Source organism: Pseudomonas sp. NPDC087615 (genome assembly GCF_044743445.1).
Classification (GTDB): domain Bacteria; phylum Pseudomonadota; class Gammaproteobacteria; order Pseudomonadales; family Pseudomonadaceae; genus Aquipseudomonas; species Aquipseudomonas baetica_A.
The window spans coordinates 1-7,700 of the sequence record NZ_JBIUWM010000103.1; the positions used below are offsets into that span (position 1 = coordinate 1).

Genomic DNA, 7,700 nt, shown 5'->3' on the forward strand with positions numbered 1-7,700 from the left:
AAAAGTCAGCGTGTAATCGCGCTGACTACGTTTTGCGCCCGTATCCATTGCACCCTCCTGATAAGAAGCCAGAAGGTGTAAACCTTATTCAGGACGAGACACCGCCCACAAAAAAGGCCCGTCGCGTTGAACGACGGGCCTTTTTATTTAGATCGTATGCAGCCAAGAATCAGAACGGAATATCGTCATCGAAGCTGTCGAAATCCGGAGCCGGTTGCGGTGCGGCCTGCTGTGGAGCCGGGGCCGAACGCTGCTGTGGAGCCGACTGCTGCGGGCGCGGTGCCTGCTGGCGTGGAGCTGGAGCGGACTGCTGATAGTTGTTGCCGCCGCCTTGTTGGTCGCCCTGTTGTGGGCGGCCGCCGAGCAGTTGCATGGTGCCTTGCATGTCGACCACGATTTCGGTGGTGTAACGCTTGATACCGTCTTTTTCCCACTCGCGGGTCTGCAGCTTGCCTTCGATGTAGACCTGCGAACCTTTGCGCAGGTACTCACCGGCGATCTCGGCCACCTTGCCGAACATCGAAACACGGTGCCACTCGGTCTTCTCGACCTTCTGACCGGTTTGCTTGTCGGTCCACTGTTCGCTGGTTGCCAGACTCAGGTTGGTCACGGCGTTACCGTTAGGCAGGTAGCGAACTTCGGGATCCTGGCCGCAAGTGCCGACCAATATGACTTTGTTAACCCCACGGGCCATAACGTTCTCCTAGGCTTCGCAAGCAGCCCCGGCCGGGTTGTTCACCAGGCGTTCGAGGGTGTCGCGATCCACTAATTCTTTGTCCAGTTTGATGTAAACAGCCGCTTCGTCAGCGACTATCACTGCATCTGTTACCCCTACGAGGGCCTTGAGGCGCTCGACCAGACCCGCTTCGCGGATCGCCTCGGGCGACAACGGCAAGCGCAGGCTCGTCACGTAGGGAGGTTCGCGCATGGTAACAGCAAAGGCCAGCCAGATGGCAGCCAGCCCCGCACATCCGAGGAACACAACCGACAGACCGCCATGCTGAAACAGCCAGCCGCCGAGTATCCCGCCGAGTGCCGAACCCAGGAATTGACTGGTGGAATACACGCCCATGGCCGTGCCCTTGCCACCTGCCGGTGAAACCTTGCTGATCAGCGACGGCAATGAAGCTTCCAGCAGATTGAACGCGGTGAAGAACACCACCGTACCGATCACCAGAGCCCGCAGGCTGTCACCGAACTTCCAGAAGAATAGCTCAGTCAGCATCAGCGTCATGACGGCGCCGAGCAAGATTCGTTTCATTTTGCGTTTCTTCTCGCCATAGATGATGAACGGGATCATGGCGAAGAACGAAATCAGCAACGCTGTCAGGTACACCCACCAATGCTGCTCCTTGGGCAAACCCGCTTTTTCCACCAGGGCCAGGGGCAGCGCGACGAAGCTCGACATGAGCATCGCGTGCAATACAAAGATGCCCAGGTCGAGGCGCAGCAGATCGGGATGCTTGAGCGTCGGCATCAACGCCTGACGCGCCACGCCAGACTCGCGATGCTGCATCGGCCCGGTTGAGCGCGGCACCATGAACATGATGATCAGGATCCCGATCAGTGCCATGCCGCCTGTAGCGAGGAACAGTCCGGACAAACCGAAAACCCGGGTCAGCAACGGCCCGACCACCATCGCCACAGCAAAGGACAAGCCGATGGTCATGCCGATCATCGCCATCGCTTTGGTGCGGTGCTGTTCACGGGTCAGGTCGGAGAGCAAGGCCATGACCGCGGCGGAGATCGCCCCGGCGCCCTGCAGGATCCGCCCGGCAATCACGCCCCAGATCGAATCGGCCTGGGACGCCAGCACACTGCCGAGGGCGAAGACGATCAGCCCCAGGTAAATGACCGGCCTGCGGCCAATGCGGTCGGAAATGATCCCGAACGGAATCTGAAAAATCGCCTGGGTCAGGCCGTAAGCGCCGATAGCCAGCCCGATCAGGGCCGGGGTCGCGCCTGCCAGATCCATGCCATAGGTCGCCAGTACTGGCAACACCATGAACATGCCAAGCATACGGAAGGCGAACACCAGGGCCAGACCGCTCGCCGCGCGGGTCTCGCTGCCACTCATGCGTTCGCTGTGGAGATCGTGCATGGAAAAACCTCGTGTGAACCGGCGGCGATTCTACCAGTCCCATCGGAAGACGGGGTATATCGCGACGCTATGACACGCATAGATGAAACTCTCTTCATCTATGGCAAAAAACGCTGCGCTTGATAGTGTGCATCCATCCAGTATTTGCCCGTATACTCCTACGTTTTCGACGCCCGCCGAGCGAGGCCACTTTGGACAAGATCCTGATACGTGGGGCCCGTACCCACAACCTGAAGAACATCGACCTGACCCTGCCACGGGACAAGCTGATCGTCATCACCGGCCTGTCCGGATCCGGCAAGTCGTCCCTGGCCTTCGACACACTCTACGCCGAAGGTCAGCGCCGCTATGTCGAATCCCTGTCGGCTTACGCCCGGCAGTTCCTGTCGATGATGGAAAAACCCGACGTCGACACCATCGAAGGCCTGTCGCCTGCGATTTCCATCGAACAGAAATCGACCTCGCACAACCCCCGCTCCACGGTCGGCACCATCACCGAAATCTACGACTATCTGCGCCTGCTGTATGCACGCGTCGGCACGCCGCGCTGCCCGGACCACGATATTCCGCTGGAAGCGCAGACCGTCAGCCAGATGGTCGACCTGGTGTTGGCCCAGCCGGAAGGCAGCAAATTGATGCTGCTGGCCCCGGTGATCCGCGAGCGCAAGGGCGAACACTTGTCGGTGTTTGAAGAGCTGCGCGCCCAGGGCTTCGTCCGTGCCCGGGTCAACGGCCGGATCTGCGAGCTCGACGAACTGCCGAAACTGGATAAACAGAAGAAGCATTCTATCGACGTGATTGTCGACCGCTTCAAGGTCCGCGCCGATCTGCAGCAGCGTTTGGCCGAATCGTTCGAGACCGCACTGAAACTGGCGGACGGCATTGCCCTTGTGGCGCCGATGGACGATGAGCCGGGCGAAGAGATGATCTTCTCCGCACGTTTCGCCTGCCCGATCTGCGGCCACGCGATTAGCGAGCTCGAACCAAAACTGTTTTCCTTCAACAACCCGGCCGGCGCCTGCCCGACTTGCGATGGCTTGGGCGTGAAGCAATTCTTCGACATCAAGCGACTGGTCAATGGCGACCTGACGCTGGCCGAAGGTGCAATTCGCGGCTGGGATAGACGTAACGTCTACTACTTCCAGATGCTTGGCTCATTGGCCTCGCATTACGGGTTCAGCCTGGAAGTGCCGTTCAACGAACTGCCAGCCGATCAGCAGAAATTCATCCTGCACGGCAGCGGCTCGCAGAACGTCGACTTCAAGTACCTGAACGACCGTGGCGATATCGTCAAACGTTCGCACCCGTTCGAAGGCATCGTGCCGAACCTCGAGCGTCGCTACCGCGAAACCGAATCGGCGAGCGTGCGTGAAGAACTGGCCAAGTTCCTCAGCACTCAGTCTTGCCCGGACTGCCGTGGCACCCGTCTGCGTCGTGAGGCTCGGCATGTCTGGGTCGGCGAGAAGACGCTGCCGGCAGTGACCAATTTGCCGATTGGCGATGCGTGTGAATACTTCGGCGAACTGAAGATGACTGGCCGGCGTGGCGAGATCGCGGACAAGATTCTCAAGGAAATCCGCGAGCGCCTGCAGTTTCTGGTCAACGTGGGCCTGGACTATCTGTCGCTGGATCGCAGTGCCGACACGTTGTCCGGCGGCGAAGCACAGCGGATCCGACTGGCCAGCCAGATCGGCGCCGGTCTGGTGGGTGTTCTTTATATCCTTGACGAGCCTTCCATCGGCTTGCACCAGCGTGATAACGATCGGCTGCTCGGCACACTCAAACACCTGCGCGACATCGGCAACACAGTGATTGTGGTCGAGCACGACGAAGACGCGATTCGCCTGGCTGACTATGTCGTGGATATCGGCCCCGGTGCCGGTGTGCATGGCGGACAGATCGTTGCCGAAGGTACGCCAGCCGAAGTCATGGCGCACCCCGATTCCCTGACCGGCAAATACCTGTCGGGGCGGGTGAAGATCGAGGTGCCGGCCAAGCGTACACCGCGCAACAAAAAACAGGTTCTGGCACTCAAGGGTGCGCGGGGTAACAACCTGCGCAACGTCGATCTGGAAATTCCGATCGGCCTGCTGACTTGTGTGACCGGTGTTTCCGGCTCGGGCAAATCAACCCTGATCAACAACACCCTGTTCCCGCTGAGCGCCACGGCACTCAACGGCGCGACCACTCTGGAAGCAGCAACTCACGACAGCATCAAGGGTCTGGAACATCTGGACAAAGTGGTCGACATTGACCAGAGCCCGATTGGTCGCACACCACGCTCCAACCCGGCAACTTACACCGGGCTGTTCACCCCGATCCGGGAACTGTTCGCCGGCGTGCCCGAGTCGCGTTCCCGTGGCTACGGCCCTGGGCGTTTCTCGTTCAACGTCAAGGGCGGTCGGTGCGAGGCGTGCCAGGGTGATGGCCTGATCAAGGTTGAAATGCACTTCCTGCCGGACATCTATGTCCCTTGCGACGTGTGCAAGAGCAAACGCTACAACCGCGAAACCCTTGAGATCAAATACAAGGGCAAGAACATCCACGAAACTCTCGAGATGACCATCGAAGAGGCTCGAGTGTTCTTCGACGCGGTACCGGCGCTCGCGCGCAAGCTGCAAACGTTGATGGATGTGGGGCTGTCGTACATCAAGCTGGGGCAGTCGGCGACGACCTTGTCCGGTGGTGAGGCGCAGCGGGTCAAACTGTCCCGTGAGCTGTCCAAACGCGATACCGGCAAGACGTTGTATATCCTCGACGAGCCGACCACGGGCCTGCACTTCGCAGATATCCAGCAATTGCTCGACGTCCTGCACCGCCTGCGCGACCACGGCAACACCGTGGTGGTGATCGAGCACAACCTTGACGTGATCAAGACTGCCGACTGGCTGGTCGATCTCGGGCCTGAGGGTGGCTCCAAGGGTGGCCAGATCATTGCCACCGGCACGCCCGAGGAAGTGGCCGAGATGAAGCAATCTCACACAGGCCATTACCTCAAGCCGCTGCTGATCCGTGATCGGGCCTAAACGCCGAGCATGAAAAAGCCCCTGTCACTTCGTCAGTGACAGGGGCTTTTTTGTATTACATGTCAGGTGTGAGATTGCAGGTAGTTCTCGAGACCGATCAGCTTGATCAGGCCCAACTGCTTTTCCAGCCAGTAGGTATGATCTTCTTCGGTATCGTGGAGCTGAACGCGCAAGATCTCGCGGCTGACGTAGTCGTTGTGCTGTTCGCAGAGTTCGATGCCCTTGCACAATGCCGCACGGACTTTGTACTCAAGGCGCAGATCGGCTTCGAGCATCTCCGGGACGGTGGTGCCGACATCCAGATCATCCGGACGCATGCGTGGTGTACCTTCAAGCATCAGAATCCGGCGCATCAAGGCGTCAGCATGGCCAGCTTCTTCTTCCATCTCGTGGTTGATTCGTTCGTAGAGCTTGGTGAATCCCCAGTCCTCATACATCCGCGAATGGACAAAATATTGGTCACGCGCGGCCAGTTCGCCGGTCAGCAACGTGTTGAGGTAATCGATAACGTCTGGGTGGCCTTGCATCGCCCTACATCTCCCTGCTTGAAAGGCTGTAGTTTGAACCAACCTGACTGTCAGGTCACCCTCCACGCGCAATAAAAGCGAAGATAATCTGAGAAAAGCAGTCTAAATAACGCAAAAACCGCCCTAATGAGGGCGGTTCTGCTTCTCGTTTAGACTTCGTTAAGCTGTACGTTGAGCAGCTTTGCGATTGCTTCTCCATACGCCGGATCGGCGTTGTAGAAATGCTGCAACTGGCGATCCACAACATCAGGCGTCACACCGGCCATCGCTCCTGCAATGTTGCTGACCAGCAGCGCTTTCTGTTCGTCATTCATCAAGCGGAACAGTGCCCCCGCCTGACTGTAGTAATCACTGTCCTCACGATGATCGTAGCGGTCAGCCGCACCGCTCAAGGCCAGCGCGGGCTCAGCGTAATGTGGCGCTTGTTTCGGCGACTCTACGTAGCTGTTCGGCTCGTAGTTTGGCGCTGCGCCACCGTTGCTGCCGAAAGCCATCGAACCGTCGCGCTGGTAAGTGTTCACCGGATTGCGTGGCGCATTCACCGGCAACTGCTGATGATTGGTACCGATACGGTAGCGGTGAGCATCGGCGTAAGCGAATACACGACCTTGCAGCATGCGATCCGGCGACAATCCGACACCAGGCACCATGTTGCTTGGGCCAAATGCAGCTTGCTCCACTTCGGCGAAGTAGTTCAGCGGGTTGCGATTCAACTCCAGCTCGCCAACTTCGATCAGCGGGAACTCTTTCTGCGACCAGGTCTTGGTCACGTCAAACGGGTTCTCGTAATGCGCTGCCGCTTGGGCTTCGGTCATGATCTGGATGCATACACGCCATTTCGGGAAGTCACCGCGCTCGATTGCCCCGAACAGATCACGCTGGGCGTAGTCTGGATCGGTGCCTGCCAAACGCGCAGCCTCTGCTGGCGCGAGGTTCTTGATCCCTTGTTTAGTCTTGTAATGCCACTTCACCCAGTGACGCTCGCCTTTGTCGCTGATGAGGCTGTAAGTGTGACTACCGAAGCCGTGCATGTGACGGTAGCCATCAGGAATGCCGCGATCAGAAAAGAGAATGGTGACCTGGTGCAGCGCCTCAGGCGAATGCGACCAGAAATCCCACATCATCTGCGCACTTTTCAAGTTGCTTTGCGGCAAACGCTTTTGCGTGTGGATGAAGTCAGGAAACTTCAGCGGATCACGGATGAAGAACACCGGCGTGTTGTTACCAACAATGTCCCAGTTGCCTTCCTCGGTGTAGAACTTCAGAGCAAAACCTCGCGGATCTCGCTCGGTGTCAGCCGAACCGCGCTCACCGCCCACGGTAGAGAAGCGCAAGAAGGTCGGGGTTTGCTTGCCGACAGATTCGAACAATTTGGCACTGGTGAACTCAGTGATGTCGCGAGTGACAGTGAACGTGCCGTAAGCACCCGAGCCTTTCGCGTGAACGCGGCGCTCAGGAATGTTTTCACGATTGAAGTGGGCAAGCTTCTCGATCAGATGAAAATCGTCGAGCAGCAGCGGGCCTCGTGGGCCGGCGGAGCGAGAATTCTGGTTATCAGGAACAGGCGCGCCACTGGCGGTCGTAAGCGTTTTGGTCTGGCTCATACGGTCTTCTTCCTCTGTCAGTCTTGGAGCTGCCGGCTAATCGGCTTGGACGGGAGTATCAATCAACAATGTGACACCTACAAATTCATTAACCTGCACACATCGATAGAAAATTACTAATTATATTTCCCAACACATAGTGACGACAGAACAGAGAGAGATGCTTGTACGTAAAGCGCTTTTCTTTCAGGCACAAAAAACCGGGCACTAGGCCCGGTTCTTTGTTTCAGACTGACGTCTTACTCGGCGGATACAGCTTCGCCAGCAGTAGCACGATCAACCAACTCGACGTACGCCATAGGCGCGTTGTCGCCAGCACGGAAACCGCACTTGAGGATGCGCAGGTAGCCACCCTCACGGGTAGCGTAACGCTTGCCCAGGTCGTTGAAGAGCTTACCAACGATAGCTTAAGAACGAGAACGGACGAAAGCCAGACGGCGGT

At 58.1% G+C, this 7,700-nt stretch carries 5 protein-coding genes and 1 pseudogene; 1 reads left to right on the forward strand and 5 read right to left on the reverse strand.

Annotated features, from left to right (window positions below; translation table 11 throughout):
* Positions 1–169: 169 nt before the first annotated feature.
* Both ACIOU6_RS27230 and ACIOU6_RS27235 read right to left on the reverse strand, forming a co-directional pair.
* On the reverse strand, positions 170–694 hold the full coding sequence (locus ACIOU6_RS27230; RefSeq protein WP_008081898.1) for a single-stranded DNA-binding protein: 525 nt from the start codon (positions 692–694) through the stop codon (positions 170–172).
* Positions 695–703: 9 nt separating this feature from the next.
* Positions 704–2,101: an MFS transporter gene (locus ACIOU6_RS27235; RefSeq protein WP_221730271.1), complete on the reverse strand. Its 1,398-nt coding sequence runs from the start codon at positions 2,099–2,101 to the stop codon at positions 704–706.
* Between the two features lie 191 nt (positions 2,102–2,292).
* On the opposite strand from ACIOU6_RS27235, the gene uvrA reads away from it, so the two are divergent.
* Positions 2,293–5,127, forward strand: coding sequence for an excinuclease ABC subunit UvrA (gene uvrA, locus ACIOU6_RS27240; protein ID WP_401139807.1), 2,835 nt, complete (start codon positions 2,293–2,295; stop codon positions 5,125–5,127).
* 62 nt (positions 5,128–5,189) lie between these two features.
* On the opposite strand, the gene bfr is transcribed toward uvrA, so the two are convergent.
* From bfr to ACIOU6_RS27255, 3 genes and pseudogenes are all read right to left on the reverse strand, one after another.
* Positions 5,190–5,654, reverse strand: coding sequence for a bacterioferritin (bfr, locus tag ACIOU6_RS27245; RefSeq protein WP_221730273.1), 465 nt, complete (start codon positions 5,652–5,654; stop codon positions 5,190–5,192).
* 149 nt (positions 5,655–5,803) lie between these two features.
* The gene (locus tag ACIOU6_RS27250; protein ID WP_401139810.1) at positions 5,804–7,258 is read right to left on the reverse strand and encodes a catalase; all 1,455 of its coding nucleotides are present in this window, start codon (positions 7,256–7,258) and stop codon (positions 5,804–5,806) included.
* Between the two features lie 239 nt (positions 7,259–7,497).
* Positions 7,498–7,700: pseudogene (locus ACIOU6_RS27255) on the reverse strand (bL17 family ribosomal protein); the annotation flags it as partial.